Raw genomic sequence first — 13,293 nt, 5'->3', positions numbered from 1 at the left:
CATGAGCACTCTTGCCGACAAGGTCCAGCAGGCGCTTACACAGGCTATCGAAAATGACGAACTGGTCCTGCCGACGCTTCCGGAAGTCGCGCTGCGGGTGCGAGAAGCCGCAGAGGATCCGGACGTTAGTATTCCGACGCTGGCCAAGGTGATCGGCAATGATACCGCCCTTACTGCTCGCATCATCAAAGTGGTAAACAGCCCGCTGCTGCGTACCAACAGGGAGATTAACGACCTACAGATGGCGATCAGCCGCCTGGGCATCAACTACACGTCAAACCTGGCGACCGGCTTGGCCATGGAACAGATGTTCCAAGCGACTACCGACGTGGTGGATCGCAAGATGCGTGAGGTCTGGAACAAGAGCACCGAGATTGCCGCTATCAGTCATGTGCTTTGCCGCAACTACACCCGCCTGCCGGCCGACCAAGCGACGCTCGCGGGCCTGGTTCATCAGATCGGAGTCCTGCCGATTCTCACCTACGCAGAAGAGCACAGCGCGCTGCTCAGCGATTCGATCAGCCTCAACCACGTCATTGATCGGATCCATCCGATTATCGGGGAAAAGATCCTTCGCGCCTGGGAGTTTCCCGACCCAATAGCCACGGTCCCCGGCCAGTACCTGGATTTTTCCCGAGCCTCAGTGAAGGTGGACTATGTAGATATCGTCCAGGTGGCGACATTGCAGAGCTATATCGGCACCTCGCACCCCTATACCCAACTCGACTGGAATCAGATCCCCGCATTCGCCCAGCTCGGCCTCGACCCGAGCACATTGTTACAGGAAGACGAAGATCTCTCCGCCGCGATGGACGCCGCGATGAGCATGCTCCAGTAAATAGCCGTGCGGGTGCCATTCAGCGCCCGCGTATACCGTCACTTCTGCTGTCACCTCCATCTTAATCCCGTCGACCAGCCTACCGTTCGCCTGCTGTGAGGAACCGCTACCGCAGCCTCAAGTCACTTGATAGACGGCGTTCTTGCCGCATCTTGCCCGCGCCCTAGGCACATGCCCCGGCGCTACGAGCTTGTCAGGTTGAAGGAGACTTTAAGATGAACCGCACGACCAACTTTTTCTTTTCCGGGACCGCAGCATTGCTGTTCAGTGTTTCTGCGAACTTCGCACTCGCCGCAGAAGGTGAAAATTTCGTAGACGAAGCATCGGCAAAAGGCATCGCCGAAATCGAAGCCGCCAAATTGGCCATGAGCGAAAGCAAGTCCCAAGACATCAAAACGTTTGCCCAGAAAATGATCGACGACCACACCAAGGCAAACCAGAAACTCGCTGAGCTAGCTCGCCAGCATGATGATCTCGAAATGTCCGACGACGCTACGTTGATGGACCAGGCAAAGGCGATGATTCTTGAACTGCGAGAAGGCGAGAATTTCGATGAGGCCTATGCGAACAATCAGGTCGTAGCCCATGAGCAAACCATCGAGCTATTTCGTGAGTACGCCAAAAATGGTGAGAACGCTGAGCTCAAGAAGTACGCTGAGTCGACGCTCAAGACCCTAGAGCAGCATCTAAACAAGGCTCAAGAGCTGGCCTCGAAGCACGGCGAACAGCAATAACCGATCCGGTCAGCGGCGCTTCGGCGCCGCTCAGACTGACTCTGGCAACTTCCAGTCGATAGGCTCAAGGTCCCGCTGTTTTAGAAATTGATTGGTGCGACTGAAATGACCGTTACCGATGAATCCCCGGTGCGCTGAAAGTGGTGAGGGATGAACGGACTTCAGTAACAGGTGCCGGGTCGGATCAATTAGCTTCGCTTTGCTTTGGGCATGGGCACCCCACAATAGAAACACCACGTCCGAGCGCTTTTCGCTTATCACCTCGATGATCCGATCAGTCAGACCCTGCCAGCCCATCTTGGCGTGCGATCCGGCCATCCCCTGCTCCACAGTCAGAGAAGTATTGAGCATCAGCACGCCTTGATCCGCCCAGTACTGAAGATAGCCGTGGCTGGGTACGTCCAGATTCAGGTCGCGCTTGAGCTCTTTGAAGATGTTTTGCAATGACGGCGGCGGCGCCACACCAGGCTGCACCGAAAAACACAGCCCGTGCGCCTGACCGGCCCCGTGATAGGGATCCTGCCCCAGAATCACGACGCGAACCTGCTCCAACGGAGTCGAATTCAAGGCGTTGAATATCAGAGGCCCCGGTGGATAGATGACTTTCCCGGCCGCCTTCTCGCGACGCAGAAACTCGCCCAGCTGTTTCATGTACGGCTGCTCGAATTCTTCCTTCAGCGCTGCTTTCCAGCTTTCTTCAAGTTTGACGCGGTCATCTTGATTCATGGCGTTGCCCTGGCTGCTGAGGCGCCGAACCCTAGGGAAAGGATCTGGCGGAGTCAATGCGCGAGTCTGAGCATGTCCTTACCGCCAATAACTCTCAGAAAATGTCGGCTACCTCACAGCCAAGCGAAAGACTGCCCCCATACGACCAATGAGTGCGTGACGAAGGGCCGCAGCGCGCAGTAAAAAAGCCTCTCGCCAATAAAAAATACAACAAGGAATCAGCAATGAAACGGACTACGCTCCTCGCCCTCGGGCTGGGGTTCTGTCTGGCAGTTGAAGCTGCCGATCCGATCACCCTCGGCCTCAATTACCCTCGCACCGGTAGCTATAAAGAAGAAGGACTATCGCAGATGCGTGGGGCGTTGCTGGCAGTCGATGAAATCAACGCCAGAGGCGGCGTTCTAGGCAGACCGCTCCAGCTATCCAGCCGTAACTCCGCATCCAGACCCGAGAAAGCCGTCGCCAACGTGGACAAACTGGCCGACGAGGGTGCGGTCATGCTGTTCGGTGGCGCGTCCAGCGCCGTGGCCATCGCCGCAGGCAAGCGTGCCAAGGAAAGGGGTTTACTCTATTTCGGCACCCTGACCTATTCAAACGACACAACAGGCAAAGACGCCCACCGCTACATGTTCCGCGAATGCAACAACGCCTGGATGAGCGCGCAGGTGCTGGGCCAATACCTGAACAAGCATCTGCCGAACAAACGCTACTTCTACATCACCTCGGATTACACCTGGGGGCACACCAGCGAAAGCTCGCTACGCCTGGCCACAGGCACCCAGAACAGTAATCAGCACCCGGGCATCAAGACGGCGTTTCCCGGTGCCCGCCTCTCCGACTACCGTGAAGCCCTGACCCAAGTCGCCAGCAGCGATGCCGAAGTCCTGGTACTGGTCCTGTTTGGCGAGGACCTGGTGCGCGCCATGCGGATCGCCGACGAACTCGGCCTGAACAAGCGGATGCAGGTCGCAGTACCCAACCTGACGCTGAGCATGGTCGAAACAGCCGGCCCGGACATCATGCGCGGCGTATTGGGCACCGAACCCTGGACCTGGCGCGTACCAGAACTGGAAGGCTCCGTGGCGGGCAAGCAGTTCGTGCAGAACTACGATGAACGCTATCAGACCCACCCGTCCAGCTCGGCCGCCTCGGCCTACAGCATCGTCTATCAATGGGCCGACGCGGCTACTCGGGCCCGTAGCCTCGATAGCGAACGGATCATTGCCGCACTGGAGGGCCACCGTTACAGCCTACTCAAGGGCGAACAAGAATGGCGCAGCTTCGATCACCAGAACGTGCAGACGGTGTACGCGGTGAAGGTCAAGCCGCGCGAGGAAGTGCTCAAGGATCGTTTCAAACAGGACTATTTCGAAATCGTCCATCGCCTCACCGGCGACCAGGCAGCCCCATCGCTTGCCGAATGGCAGACCGAGCGCCGCGCTGGCGGACAGACGCTCGCCCTCCAGTAAACGGACGCAAAGGAGCGGCTCTGGGATACCAGGCCGCTCCAAGGCCCATCGCACGTACCTATCTCGCCTTGCGCCGCTCCTGCAACAACTCCCCCTATGCGCCCGCCCGCGCCACAGCGCCTCGCCAGATCGAAAAGATTGCAACTAGACTCGGTTGAAGGTATTCGATCCTGACGAGGATGACCAACACCATGAGCACCACTGCAGTAGAGCCGTATAAGTCCGGTTTTTTCGATTTGACCCACAAACTGACCGTCGAAAAGCATGGGCACACCGCGCTGATCACCATCAACCACCCCCCTGCCAACACCTGGGACCGTGACTCGCTGATTGGCCTTAAGCAAGTCGTCGAACACCTGAACCATGACGATGAGGTCTATGCGCTGGTAATCACCGGCCAGGGTGAAAAATTCTTCAGCGCGGGCGCCGACCTCAAGCTCTTCGCCGATGGCGACCGCACCCGTGCACGTGAAATGGCGAAGCGCTTCGGTGAGGCCTTCGAAGCCCTTCGAGAGTTTCGCGGGGTATCCATAGCGGCCATAAACGGTTTCGCGCTTGGGGGAGGTCTGGAGTGCGCTCTGGCATGTGACCTGCGCATCGTTGAGCAACAGGCTCAGCTAGGCCTACCTGAAGCCTCGGTCGGCTTACTGCCCTGCGCTGGCGGCACCCAGGCACTTGCATGGCTTGTAGGCGAAGGCTGGGCGAAGCGGATGATTCTCTGCGGCGAACGGATCAATGCGGACACGGCTATGCGTATCGGCCTGGTCGAACAGGTTGTGGAGCCGGGTGAAGCTCGAGGCCACGCACTGTTGCTGGCCTCCCGCGTGGCGCGTCAGAGCCCGGTGGCCGTACGCACAATCAAAACACTGATTGATTCGATGCACAGCCGCGGCCCGGCCAGTCTTGCAGCGGCAGAGCGTGAGGCATTCGTCGACCTGTTCGAAGCCGACGACACTCTGGAAGGAGTCAATGCGTTCTTGGAAAAGCGCGATCCTCGCTGGAGAAACCGCTAAGTAAAATCCGAATACATACGCAGCAAAGGATCTACGCCAAACGCAACGCGGCAGACAACAATAGTGGCGCGTCCGCGATTCTTATCTACAGCGGGGGCGGTTAACCCCACGTGCCTCAGCGGCGATAGTGGCGACCGTCGAAATCGCGCCGGTGATGCATACGGTAGTCGCGACCATCGCGCACTAACGGTGGGCGGCGAAAATCTCTCGAATGATCACGATCCCAGCGCGAAGGGTGATCGAACCTGGAGCTACGCTCATCCTTCCACCGCTGCGGATGACGACCTTCTGTCCCTCTCCTATGGTCCCAGCTGTGCCGATCAGCCCCTCGGTGGCGATCGTAATACTGCGGAGGGAGCTGCCCCTGATAGCGAGGCGGAAGGTTCTGTGGATACTGTCTGTGTTGCGGATATGGGCTGCGCGGATCGTACTGATATCCGCGGCTTCCTACACGATAGCTGCCGCCATCAGGTTGGTAGACCCACACACCACCCCGGGAGTCGGCAAACGCATGGTTCCCAAACCCGAATGCCAGCAGCAAAAGCGCCATTGGTATCTTCACTATGCACCTCCAAGAACCGCTCCACCTGAGAGTTACGGCCTCACTTGATCAGACCACAGCAAATGGTCGGCTGGCTTTCAACCGGACAGGTGGTGCATGTCCATATGTGTCATCAGACCGCAGTTGCCTTGGGGCCACATCACCTCCCGGCCTTGTACGGCTGCTGCCGCTTCCCGATAATAGCGGCCTTTTAGCCTCGGCTCATGCAGAGCGCCACAGGAACCCGCGATGACCGAACTCGCCCTGATCATGGTTAGCGCCATCCTGGTCAATAATTTCGTCCTGGTGCAGTTCCTCGGTCTGTGCCCGTTCATGGGTGTTTCGAAGAAAATCGAAACCGCCATTGGCCTGTCGCTGGCCACAACCTTTGTTCTGACCCTGGCGGCGATGTGCAGCTACATCGTTCAGCAGTATGTCCTCAAGCCGCTGGATCTGGAATTTCTTCGCACCATCAGTTTCATTCTGGTGATTGCCGTGGTGGTGCAGTTCACCGAGATGGTGGTGAATAAGACCAGTCCCCTGCTGTACCGCGTGCTGGGCATTTTTTTGCCGTTGATCACGACCAACTGCATCGTGCTGGGCGTCGCGCTCCTAAACGCCAACAAATCCGAGTTCACCTTTCTGACCGCTACCGCAAACGGCTTTGCCGCTGGCCTGGGTTTTTCGCTGGTATTGGTGTTGTTTGCGGCCATGCGTGAACGCATCGCGATTGCCGATGTGCCCAGATCCTTCCAGGGCGCGGCCATCGGCATGGTCACGGCAGGCCTCATGTCGCTGGCGTTCATGGGCTTCAGTGGGTTGATCAAGCTATGAGTCTGGTCGTGATAGCGGTGCTTGCGCTTCTCGCGCTGTGCCTGGTTTGTGGAGCCATTCTCGGCTTCGCCGCGGTGCGCTTCCGCGTCGAAGGCGACCCGATTGCCGAACAGATCAATGCGTTGCTGCCGCAGACCCAATGCGGTCAGTGCGGCTACCCCGGCTGCAAGCCCTACGCCGAGGCGATCGCCGGCGGCGACAAGATCAACAAATGCCCCCCAGGGGGCGAGTCAACGATCCAGGCACTGGCCGACCTGCTCGATGTCGAGCCTGAGCCGCTGGACGCGGTGGAAGGCGAAGTGCCTCCGCGGGTCGCCTATATCCGCGAAGCTGAATGCATCGGCTGCACCAAGTGCATTCAGGCCTGCCCGGTGGACGCCATTGTCGGCGCCGCCAAGCAGATGCACACCGTCATCGTGTCCGAGTGCACCGGTTGCGACCTTTGCGTCGAGCCGTGCCCGGTGGACTGTATCGACATGATTGAACTCGGCAGCAATCTGCAGAGCTGGAAGTGGGACCAACCGCTGACGCCAGGCCAGTTGATCGCCAGTGACCGGGAGCAGGCCGCATGACCTCACTGAACGTCTGGGATATTCATGGCGGCATACACCCTCCGGAGTGCAAGGAGCTTTCCAACCGCACGCCGATTCAGCGGCCACCCCTTCCCGCTCGTCTGGTGGTTCCGCTGGTCCAACATCTCGGTGCGCCCGCTGAGCCCTGCGTTACGCTGGGGGAGCGTGTGCTCAAGGGGCAGAAGATCGCCGAGGCCGCTGGCTTTGTCAGTGCGCCGGTTCATGCACCGACGTCCGGAACGGTCAGTTTCATCGGCCCCCAGCCCTACCCTCACGTGTCAGGGATGCTCAGCGCGGCGGTCGTGATCGACAGCGATGGCCAGGACGAATGGATCGAACTGCAGCCGCAACCGGATTACCGAGCAGCGCAGCCTGACCAGCTGCTGGAACAGATCCGTCAGGCAGGCATAAGCGGACTCGGTGGCGCCGGCTTCCCAACGGCCGTCAAGCTGAACGGGCCGCCCACCCGGGAAATTCGTGCACTGATCATCAACGGCACCGAATGCGAGCCCTATATCACGGCCGACGATAGGTTGATGCGCGAGAAGGCAAACGAGCTTGTCGCGGGGATTGAGATACTTGTTCACCTGATCCAGCCGAAGCAGGTGCTGATCGGAATTGAGGACAACAAACCGGAGGCGATCGAAGCCGTCCGCACCGCCGTGGGCGACCGAGGATTCCTGGTCAAGGTGTTTCCTACCAAGTACCCCTCGGGTGGCGAAAAGCAGCTGATACAGATTCTGACCGGCGAAGAGGTCCCCAGCGGCGGCCTGCCGGCCGACATCGGCATGCTGTGCCAGAACGTCGGTACATGCGTCGCCATCCATGACGCCGTACTGCTGGGTAAACCGCTTATCTCCCGTGTTACGACACTGACCGGCGAAGCCTTGGCGCGCCCCATGAATGTCGAGGCGTTGATCGGTACGCCAGTGGCTGATCTGCTGGAATTCGCCGGTCTCGACCCCGCCCGGGTCAATCGGTTGATCATGGGCGGACCGATGATGGGCTATACCCTGCCGTCAATGGACGTGCCGCTGATCAAGACCACCAACTGCCTGCTCGCCAGCACACTTTCGGAACTGCCTCCGCCACCACCAGCACTGCCATGCATTCGCTGCGGCGAGTGTGCAGAAGCGTGCCCGGCAAGCCTGCTACCGCAACAATTACACTTCTTCGCGCTGGGCCAGGAGCACGAGCAGCTCAAGGCCTACAACCTGTTCGACTGCATCGAGTGCGGCGCTTGTGCCTACGTCTGCCCGTCGAGTATTCCGCTGGTGCAGTACTACCGCGCTGCCAAGGGCGAAATCCGCGAACTGGAGCAGAAACAGCAGAAAGCCGAACACTCCAAGCAGCGCTTCGAGCTGCGCCAGGAGCGCTTGCGCCGTGCCGAAGAGCAGAAAGAGGCCGACCGTAAAGCCCGCGCCGAGCGCGCGGCAAAAGCCAAGGCGGCTCAAGCCGAGACCAGTTCAGTACCGAATCAGGACGATCCGGTCGCCCGCGTCCAGGCGCAAAAGGCGGGCCTGTCCGAGCAGCAGAAGAAGCTCAAGATCGAAGCCAGCATGGCGCAGGTCGCGCTGAAAAAAGCGGAAAAGCAGCTGGCCATCCATGCGACGCCTGAACTAGAAGCTCAGGTTACCGAGCTGCGTACCGCTGCTGCCAATGCGCAGAAGGCACTGGACGAAGCCGCTGGCCCTGATGATGCTTCCCTCGCGGCACCGCCGGTCAACGATGAGGCTGCCAAAAAAGCCAAGATCGAAGCCGCGATGCTGCGTGCCCAAGTCCGCAAGCTGGAGAAGCTCGACGCCCGCGATGCCGACCAGGACGCCGAGCTGAGCCGCCTCCTGGCCCAGCTGACCGAAGCGGAGAAAACACTAGCTTCTGTGCAGGACACCACCCCTGCGACGCCAGCCAAACCCGCCAATGACGACGCGGCAAAGAAAGCTAAGATCGAAGCCGCGATGCTGCGCGCTCAGGTCCGCAAGCTAGAGAAGCTCGATACCCGCGATGCCGACCAGGATGCCGAGCTGAGCCGCCTTCAGGCCGAGCTGACCGAAGCGGAGAAAAAACTGGCTGCACTGCAGGACACTCCCCCTGCGACGCCAGCCAAACCCGCCAATGACGACGCGGCAAAGAAAGCCAAGATCGAAGCGGCGATGCTGCGCGCTCAGGTTCGCAAGCTGGAGAAGCTCGACGCCCGCGATGCCGACCAGGACGCCGAGCTGAGCCGCCTTCTGGCTCAACTGACCGAAGCGGAGAAAACACTAGCGTCAGTGCAGGACACCACCTCTGCGACGCCAGCCAAACCCGCCAATGACGACGCGGCAAAGAAAGCCAAGATCGAAGCGGCGATGCTACGTGCTCAGGTCCGCAAGCTGGAGAAGCTCGAAACAAGAGACGCTGAGCAGGAGGCAGAATTGAGCCGCTTGCGGTCACAACTGGCCGAGGCTGAAACCGCGCTCGAGCCGCCAAAAGAAACCAAGCCTGCAGCCAAGACACCTGGCGAAGAGGCGCTCAAGAAAGCCAAGATCGAGTTGGCGATGAAACGAGCAGAACTCAAGAAAGCCGAAAAGGCCGGTGCCGAAGAGGCGCAGCTGAGCAAGCTGGGCGATGCTCTGGCGAGTGCCGAGCAGGCGCTTCATGACGCTGAGGCTGGATCCGGCAAGCCGGCACCAGACCTGGTGCGCACCGACAAGCAGCCCATAGATAAGCAGACCCGGACACTCAAGACCGAAGTTGCGTTTGCACGCGCCGATCTGCGCAAGCTCCAGCGCGACGACAACGGCGACCCAGCGGCCATCGAACGCGCCCAGGCACGTCTGAGCGATGCCGAGCGCAAACTTCAGGAACATACCTAATCGTCAGGAGCAGCGCCGTCGGCGCTGCTACAGGGAGTGTGGTGATCGACAGGTGATCGCCCTTCCTTTCAAGTATTCACCGGAGAGCCAATGGCCCTGCCCCGCATCACCTCACCGCACACCAAAGGAAACAACCGCACCCAGCGAGTCATGTTGCTGGTGCTGGCGGCAACCTTGCCCGGCGTAATCGCCCTGACGTGGCTGTATGGCGCCGGCACCCTGATCAACCTGCTCTGGGCCAGCGCTGTAGCCCTGGGATGTGAGGCGCTGATCCTGAGACTAAGGCAACGCCCAGTGCAATTCTTCCTGCGCGACGGCAGCGCATTGGTTACGGCGGTCCTGCTAGCACTGGCGCTGCCACCCTACTCGCCCTGGTGGCTGACATTGATCGCCACGGGCAGCGCCATCGCGCTCGGCAAGCAGCTCTATGGTGGACTGGGTCAGAACCCCTTCAATCCCGCCATGATTGGCTACGTGGTGGTGCTCGTTTCGTTTCCGGTGGAAATGACCACCTGGCCTGTGCCCCACACGGTCGGCTTGAGTGCCGGACTGCAGCACATCCTTGGCATCGTCTCGCTGCCCGATGGATGGACACAGGCCACCGCGCTCGATGTTCTGAAGGTCAACAAGAGCCTGACCGTGGACGAGCTTTGGGCCAACCCAGCTTTCGGTCACTTCGGCGGGATCGGCTCGGAGGTCGTCAACCTCGCGTTTCTGGCCGGCGGCCTGTTCCTCCTGCACAAGCGCCTGTTCAGCTGGCACGCGCCGGTTGGCATGCTTGCCGCGTTGGTCGTCATGAGCTTGTTGTTCTGGAACGGTTCAGGCTCTGATAGCCATGGTTCACCGCTGTTCCACCTGCTCAGCGGCGCCACCATGCTCGGCGCCTTCTTCATCGTCACGGATCCGGTTAGCAGCGCCACCAGCAATCAGGGCCGACTTATTTTCGGTGCAGGCGTGGGCATTCTCGTCTATGTCATTCGCGCCTGGGGCGGCTATCCGGATGCCGTGGCGTTCGCCGTGCTGCTGATGAACCTGTCAGCTCCCACCATCGACTATTACACCCGTCCGCGCACCTACGGCCATCGCAAGGCCGAGCGCGGCTTCAAGCTGGGCGAATGACATGATCATCCCTGAACTCAGTCGCTCGATGCTCAAGAACAGCCTGGTGCTCGGCCTGTTTGCGATTTTCACCGTCGGCGGCGTGACCCTGCTCCAGCAGTTCACGGCAGAACGAATTCAAGCCTCGGAGCGTGCAGCACAATTACGGGCCCTCAACGAGATCCTCCCTAGAGACAGCTATGACAATCAGCTGCTCGACAGCAGCGTTCTGGTGCAAGATCCGCTGCTTGGCACTCGCCAGCCCATGCCGGCCTATGTCGCGATGAAGAACGGCCAGCCAAGCGCGGTGATCCTGCAAGCCATTGCACCCGACGGATACAGCGGTGCGATCCAGCTGCTGGTAGGCGTGCAGGCAGACGGGCGAGTCGCCGGCGTTCGCGTGGTCGCTCACCGTGAAACGCCCGGCTTGGGCGACAAGATCGAACTGGCCAAGAGCCCCTGGATACGCAGCTTTGAAAACCGCTCACTGAGCGATCCAGACGCGTCAGGCTGGGCCGTCAAGAAGGATCGTGGCGAGTTCGACCAGTTTGCCGGAGCCACCATTACGCCGCGGGCCGTAGTGGGCGCCGTGCATCGGGCCCTGCAATACTTTGCAGCCCACAAGCAGGAGCTGCTCGCTGCCGACAGGGCGCCGATAGCAGCCGAAGCTGCGCTGGAAGATGAGGTTGACCCGGACGAGGTCACTACCCACTCGCGGGCCGGCGCCGCTGCGACCCGCGACACATTGCAGACCAACGATCCGCAAGCCGAGCAGGAAGGCCGAACCCAATGAGCAATCCAAGCTATCGCGAACTGAGCGTCAACGGCCTGTGGAAAAACAATCCGGCACTGGTCCAGCTACTCGGCCTGTGCCCACTACTCGGCGTGAGCAACTCGGCGGTCAACGCGCTCGGGCTCGGGCTCGCCACAGCCCTGGTGCTGATCTGCTCGAACGTTGGCGTGTCGCTGGTACGGGGCGTCGTCAATACTGCGGTGCGCCTGCCCGCGTTCGTGATGATCATCGCGGCGCTGACAACCTGTATCGAGCTGCTCATGCAGGCCTATACCTATGAGCTGTACCAGATACTCGGCATTTTCATCCCGTTGATCACCACCAACTGCGTCATCCTCGGCCGTGCCGACGGTTTTGCTGCCAAGCATAATCCGCTAATTGCGGGCTTTGACGGCTTGCTCATGGGGCTCGGGTTCGCCCTGGTCCTCGTGGTGCTGGGTGGCGTGCGCGAACTGGTTGGCACCGGTGCGGTGTTCGCCAACATGCATCTGTTGTTCGGCCCGATTGCCAGCGACTGGCAGCTGACGCTGTTCAGCGACTACAAGGGCTTCCTGTTGGCCATCCTGCCACCAGGCGCCTTTATCGTGCTCGGCCTGCTGATTGCCCTGAAGAATCGTATCGACGAGCACCTCGCCGAGCGCGCCAAGGCGACGCAGGCAGAGACGCCAGTGCAGAGCCGTCGCGTTCGTGTCACCGGAGTGATCGAATGATGCTGGATGGAGCGCGGTAAATGAACGCGGCCAAACGCCTGGAGATCTTCCGCCGGTTTCATGAAGACAACCCGGAGCCGAAGACCGAACTGGCCTACAGCACTCCGTTCGAGCTGTTGATTGCCGTGATCCTCTCGGCCCAGGCCACCGACGTGGGCGTCAACAAGGCAACGGCCAAACTTTACCCTGTCGCCAACACCCCCGAGGCCATCTATGCGCTCGGCTATGACGGCCTGTGCAGCTACATCAAGACCATCGGGCTTTATCCAAGCAAAGCCAAGAACGTTCTTGAGACCTGCCGCATCCTGATCGAACAACACGACAGCCAGGTGCCTGATAACCGTGAGGCCCTCGAGGCGCTACCGGGCGTTGGCCGCAAAACGGCCAATGTGGTGCTGAACACGGCGTTTCGCCAATTCACCATGGCAGTCGATACCCACATCTTCCGTGTCGCCAACCGCACCAGAATTGCGCCCGGCAAGAACGTGCTCGAGGTCGAGCGCAAACTGGTCAAATTCGTGCCGAAGGATTATCTCCTAGACGCCCATCACTGGCTGATCCTGCACGGGCGCTACGTCTGCAAGGCGCGCAGGCCGCAATGCGGCAGTTGCCGTATCGAGGATCTCTGCGAATACAAGCACAAGACCTCTGACGATTGAGCCGCCAAACAGAAAACCTATCGCCTGATTGAAAAAATCTTTTTTACGGCCTTCACTTTTGTCGCTATAAGGTGCGCCAACAGCGCGCCTTAGCCGTGGAGTGACACAAGTGTCCGAGAAAGAAGAGATCCAGATTGAAGATGACTTCGCCGCAGATGACGAAGACGATGGCGCAGAGACCCCGGTCGAAGTCGCCAAGACCAACCTGACCAAGCGCCGGATCATCGACAACCTGCTCGAAGAGCGTCGTTTGCAGAAGCAACTCAACGAGTTCGACTTCGACCTCTGAGCTGAAAAAGCCCCGTCACAGGGGCTTTTTTGCACCAAATCAGTCGCGTCGCGAGGGCGACAGCAGCTCGACCTTGTAGCCATAGGCACCCCAAAGTTCCCACCTCTATGGACATCAAATTTGCTCGCAAGATCAGATACTTAGGTTATTTCACACATGTCC

13 protein-coding genes are annotated in these 13,293 nt (G+C 59.8%); 12 read left to right on the top strand and 1 reads right to left on the bottom strand.

From position 1 onward, the window contains the following. The first annotated feature begins 1 nt into the window (after position 1). Together ACSSNI_RS16995 and ACSSNI_RS16990 are read left to right on the top strand one after the other, a co-directional pair. Positions 2 to 838 (top strand): HDOD domain-containing protein, encoded by an 837-nt coding sequence (locus tag ACSSNI_RS16995; RefSeq protein ID WP_102835734.1) that lies wholly within the window; start codon positions 2 to 4, stop codon positions 836 to 838. 215 nt (positions 839 to 1,053) lie between these two features. After that, positions 1,054 to 1,572: a DUF4142 domain-containing protein gene (locus tag ACSSNI_RS16990; protein ID WP_200638721.1), complete on the top strand. Its 519-nt coding sequence runs from the start codon at positions 1,054 to 1,056 to the stop codon at positions 1,570 to 1,572. Positions 1,573 to 1,602: 30 nt separating this feature from the next. Here the strand turns inward: ACSSNI_RS16990 and ung are convergent, their stop codons facing one another. Further along, on the bottom strand, positions 1,603 to 2,298 hold the full coding sequence (ung, locus tag ACSSNI_RS16985) for a uracil-DNA glycosylase (RefSeq protein ID WP_200638719.1): 696 nt from the start codon (positions 2,296 to 2,298) through the stop codon (positions 1,603 to 1,605). A 224-nt stretch (positions 2,299 to 2,522) separates the two neighbouring features. On the opposite strand from ung, the gene ACSSNI_RS16980 reads away from it, so the two are divergent. The 10 genes from ACSSNI_RS16980 (at position 2,523) to ACSSNI_RS16935 (ending at position 13,131) form a co-directional block, all read left to right on the top strand. Then, complete coding sequence (locus tag ACSSNI_RS16980; protein ID WP_200638717.1) at positions 2,523 to 3,767, top strand: ABC transporter substrate-binding protein; 1,245 nt, start codon at positions 2,523 to 2,525, stop codon at positions 3,765 to 3,767. Between the two features lie 191 nt (positions 3,768 to 3,958). Further along, positions 3,959 to 4,780 (top strand): enoyl-CoA hydratase, encoded by an 822-nt coding sequence (locus ACSSNI_RS16975; protein WP_102835989.1) that lies wholly within the window; start codon positions 3,959 to 3,961, stop codon positions 4,778 to 4,780. A gap of 790 nt (positions 4,781 to 5,570) precedes the next feature. Continuing rightward, positions 5,571 to 6,155 (top strand): electron transport complex subunit RsxA, encoded by a 585-nt coding sequence (rsxA, locus tag ACSSNI_RS16970; protein ID WP_019342223.1) that lies wholly within the window; start codon positions 5,571 to 5,573, stop codon positions 6,153 to 6,155. Next, a complete protein-coding gene (rsxB, locus tag ACSSNI_RS16965; protein WP_102835729.1) occupies positions 6,152 to 6,727 on the top strand; it encodes an electron transport complex subunit RsxB in 576 nt (191 codons plus the stop codon). The genes rsxA and rsxB overlap by 4 nt, the downstream gene beginning before the upstream one ends. Beyond that, the gene (gene rsxC, locus ACSSNI_RS16960; protein WP_200638715.1) at positions 6,724 to 9,582 is read left to right on the top strand and encodes an electron transport complex subunit RsxC; all 2,859 of its coding nucleotides are present in this window, start codon (positions 6,724 to 6,726) and stop codon (positions 9,580 to 9,582) included. The genes rsxB and rsxC overlap by 4 nt, the downstream gene beginning before the upstream one ends. Positions 9,583 to 9,672: 90 nt before the next feature. Then, a complete protein-coding gene (rsxD, locus tag ACSSNI_RS16955) occupies positions 9,673 to 10,701 on the top strand; it encodes an electron transport complex subunit RsxD (RefSeq protein ID WP_200638705.1) in 1,029 nt (342 codons plus the stop codon). A gap of 1 nt (position 10,702) precedes the next feature. Continuing rightward, a complete protein-coding gene (gene rsxG, locus ACSSNI_RS16950; protein WP_200638704.1) occupies positions 10,703 to 11,473 on the top strand; it encodes an electron transport complex subunit RsxG in 771 nt (256 codons plus the stop codon). Further along, complete coding sequence (locus ACSSNI_RS16945) at positions 11,470 to 12,183, top strand: electron transport complex subunit E (RefSeq protein WP_159968836.1); 714 nt, start codon at positions 11,470 to 11,472, stop codon at positions 12,181 to 12,183. Before rsxG ends, ACSSNI_RS16945 begins: the two co-directional genes overlap by 4 nt. Before the next feature lie 20 nt (positions 12,184 to 12,203). Next, positions 12,204 to 12,842 carry an endonuclease III gene (gene nth / locus ACSSNI_RS16940; RefSeq protein ID WP_148926659.1) on the top strand — a complete coding sequence of 213 codons (639 nt, stop codon included), beginning with the start codon at positions 12,204 to 12,206 and terminating at the stop codon, positions 12,840 to 12,842. A 109-nt stretch (positions 12,843 to 12,951) separates the two neighbouring features. Continuing rightward, positions 12,952 to 13,131 (top strand): PA3496 family putative envelope integrity protein, encoded by a 180-nt coding sequence (locus ACSSNI_RS16935; protein ID WP_148926660.1) that lies wholly within the window; start codon positions 12,952 to 12,954, stop codon positions 13,129 to 13,131. The last annotated feature ends 162 nt before the right edge of the window (positions 13,132 to 13,293 follow it).

The organism is Stutzerimonas tianxiuensis (genome assembly GCF_053470365.1).
Note: the sequence above shows the minus strand (reverse complement) of the source record. Positions and strands in the feature narration are given on the sequence as shown.

Coding starts and splice junctions, on each gene's coding strand:
- ACSSNI_RS16980 (WP_200638717.1), top strand. CDS start 2,523: ATGAAACGGACTACGCTCCTCGCCCTCGGGCTGGGGTTCTGTCTGGCA.
- ACSSNI_RS16975 (WP_102835989.1), top strand. CDS start 3,959: ATGAGCACCACTGCAGTAGAGCCGTATAAGTCCGGTTTTTTCGATTTG.
- ung (WP_200638719.1), bottom strand. CDS start 2,298: ATGAATCAAGATGACCGCGTCAAACTTGAAGAAAGCTGGAAAGCAGCG.
- rsxG (WP_200638704.1), top strand. CDS start 10,703: ATGATCATCCCTGAACTCAGTCGCTCGATGCTCAAGAACAGCCTGGTG.
- rsxA (WP_019342223.1), top strand. CDS start 5,571: ATGACCGAACTCGCCCTGATCATGGTTAGCGCCATCCTGGTCAATAAT.
- rsxB (WP_102835729.1), top strand. CDS start 6,152: ATGAGTCTGGTCGTGATAGCGGTGCTTGCGCTTCTCGCGCTGTGCCTG.
- ACSSNI_RS16945 (WP_159968836.1), top strand. CDS start 11,470: ATGAGCAATCCAAGCTATCGCGAACTGAGCGTCAACGGCCTGTGGAAA.
- nth (WP_148926659.1), top strand. CDS start 12,204: ATGAACGCGGCCAAACGCCTGGAGATCTTCCGCCGGTTTCATGAAGAC.
- ACSSNI_RS16990 (WP_200638721.1), top strand. CDS start 1,054: ATGAACCGCACGACCAACTTTTTCTTTTCCGGGACCGCAGCATTGCTG.
- rsxD (WP_200638705.1), top strand. CDS start 9,673: ATGGCCCTGCCCCGCATCACCTCACCGCACACCAAAGGAAACAACCGC.
- ACSSNI_RS16995 (WP_102835734.1), top strand. CDS start 2: ATGAGCACTCTTGCCGACAAGGTCCAGCAGGCGCTTACACAGGCTATC.
- rsxC (WP_200638715.1), top strand. CDS start 6,724: ATGACCTCACTGAACGTCTGGGATATTCATGGCGGCATACACCCTCCG.